Annotated in this window: 2 protein-coding genes; one reads left to right on the top strand and one right to left on the bottom strand. The window is 70.9% G+C overall.

The genetic code is table 11. The features are described from left to right. Positions 1 to 50: 50 nt before the first annotated feature. A complete protein-coding gene (locus ACWEVO_RS35280; protein WP_452311743.1) occupies positions 51 to 881 on the bottom strand; it encodes an SGNH/GDSL hydrolase family protein in 831 nt (276 codons plus the stop codon). A 247-nt stretch (positions 882 to 1,128) separates the two neighbouring features. Here ACWEVO_RS35280 and ACWEVO_RS35275 point away from each other — a divergent pair, with 247 nt between their 5' ends. Further along, a complete protein-coding gene (locus ACWEVO_RS35275) occupies positions 1,129 to 2,178 on the top strand; it encodes a S1 family peptidase (protein WP_452311742.1) in 1,050 nt (349 codons plus the stop codon). Positions 2,179 to 2,245 lie beyond the last annotated feature (67 nt).

Genomic DNA, 2,245 nt, shown 5'->3' with positions numbered 1-2,245 from the left:
GCACCGGCGCGCGGACCGGCCGAGGGTCCGCGCGCCGGGCGGGCAGGGGGCTACCAGCCGAAGCCGTTGGCGTACGTGATGCTGGCCAGCACCGCCTGTCCACTGGTGTTCGGGTGGAAGTAGTCCCAGGTGGAGACCTGGCTGAGCACGAACGGGTAGTTGAACACGGCGTTGTCGTCGAAGTCGCAGTTGGCGCCGTACGCGGTGCACGCCTGGGCGAGCTGGGTGTTGAAGTCGATCACGCGCTGCCGGACCCGGGCCCGGCGGTCCACGTCGGTCTGTGTGGTCGACGTCGGGTTGGCCAGCATGGACTGGCAGATCCCGAAGAGCGACCAGGCCGAGCGGGCGCTGCTGCTGTCCTTGCCCACGTACCAGAGGCGGTAGATGTCCGGGATGCTGATCACGGCCACCCGGGCGTTGGGCAGGCCGGCCTTGATCCGGTTGAGCGCGCTGTCGACGTTCGCCCGGAAGGTGGTCACCGGGGTCATGGTGGATTCCGAGCTGGTGCAGGCGTCGTTGGCGCCGATCAGCATGGTGACGTACTCGACGCCCTGGCTGACCGCGGTGCCCGCCTGGCCGTACATGTCGGCGGACTTGGCCCCGGTCTTGGCGTCGTTGTAGTTGCGGCCCTGGATGTTCGGGTTGACCGCGCGGATGCGCAGGTAGTGGCTGTTCACGCTGGCGTAGTCGCCGGTGCTGAACGAGCGCGAGGTGCAGTCGGAGTACCAGCCGCAGGCGTTGAAGCCGCGGGTGATCGAGTCACCCATGCTGGCCATCGAGTTGGGGGGTGGGGTGGCGGCGGCGACGGCGGGACTGGCGGCGAGCAGGACGAGGGCGGTGGCGCTGGCGAGGGCGGCCAGCGCGCGGCGGGTGAGGGTCATGGTGGCCTCCGGATCACGGGTGCCGGCGTGACTACGGTGGCCAGATCGTATAGACGTCGCTCTGTGTCCACAATGTTGCGGAGCGGTTACCGGGGGCGGCGGGGCGAATTCGGGCAAAGGCATGTCTTGCTTACGATCTTAAATATGTGAATACTTGGGTCGCTCGGCCGGTTTCCCCAGGTCGGCCGGGTTGTCCTCGGGCGCGCTCCTGTGACGGCGCCCGTCACCCCCATCCGGAGGTTGTTACATGCGACCCACGAGGTCCTCGCTCCGCCGCGCCGCCGCCATCGCCGTGGCCGGCACCCTGGTCACCGGCTCGCTCCTCGGCGCACCCGCCCAGGCGGCCCCTGCCTCGCCCGCATCCCCCGACGCCGCCGCCGCGCTCGCCGCCCAGCTCGGTGACCGCGCCGCTGGCACGTACGCCGACGCCAGCGGCAAGATGATCATCGCGGTGACCGACGCCGCGGCCGCCCGCCAGGTGCGCGCCGCCGGCGCGACCGCGAAGATCGTCACCCGCGGCGCCGACAAGCTCCGCGCCGCCACCGCCGAGCTGGAGCGGTCCGCCAAGATCCCGGGCACCGCCTGGTGGACCGACCCGGCCACCAACCAGGTCGTCGTCTCCGTGGACAGCACCGTCACCGGCGCCAAGCTGGAGCGGGTCAAGGCCGCCGCCGCCCGCACCGGCGGCACCGTCCGGATCGAGGCCGAGCCCGGCGTGCTCACCACCCGCATCTCCGGCGGCCAGGCCATCTACACCGGCGGCTACCGCTGCTCGCTCGGCTTCAACGTGCGCAGCAGCTCCGGCGTCTACTACTTCCTGACCGCCGGCCACTGCACCAACCTCGGCTCGACCTGGTACTCGAACTCCAGCCAGACGTCCGTGCTGGGCAGCCGGGCCGGTACCAGCTTCCCGGGCAACGACTACGGCATCGTGCGCTACAGCATCGCCTCGCAGCCGGGCAACGTCTACCTCTACAACGGCAGCTACCAGGACATCACCGCCGCGGGCAACGCGTACGTCGGCCAGGCCGTGAAGCGCTCCGGCAGCACCACCGGCGTGCACAGCGGCAGCGTCTCGGCCACCAACGCGACGGTGAACTACGCCGAGGGCAGCGTCTACGGGCTGATCAAGACCAACGTCTGCGCCGAGGGTGGCGACAGCGGTGGCTCGCTCTTCGCCGGCAGCACCGCCCTGGGCCTCACCTCCGGCGGCAGCGGCAACTGCAGCAGCGGCGGCACCACCTACTTCCAGCCGGTCACCGAGCCGCTGAGCGTCTACGGCGTCAGCGTCTACTGATCGAATCCGCGGACGGGGCCCCGGGGCGCCCGCGGGCCCGTAAGCGCCGCCCGGCGCGGAGTAAGGA

The organism is Micromonospora sp. NPDC003776 (assembly GCF_053605645.1).
This window is presented reverse-complemented; position numbering and strand designations above follow the sequence as displayed.

Excerpts from the sequence above, each read along its gene's own strand:
- ACWEVO_RS35280 (WP_452311743.1), bottom strand. The coding sequence starts at position 881 with ATGACCCTCACCCGCCGCGCGCTGGCCGCCCTCGCCAGCGCCACCGCC.
- ACWEVO_RS35275 (WP_452311742.1), top strand. The coding sequence starts at position 1,129 with ATGCGACCCACGAGGTCCTCGCTCCGCCGCGCCGCCGCCATCGCCGTG.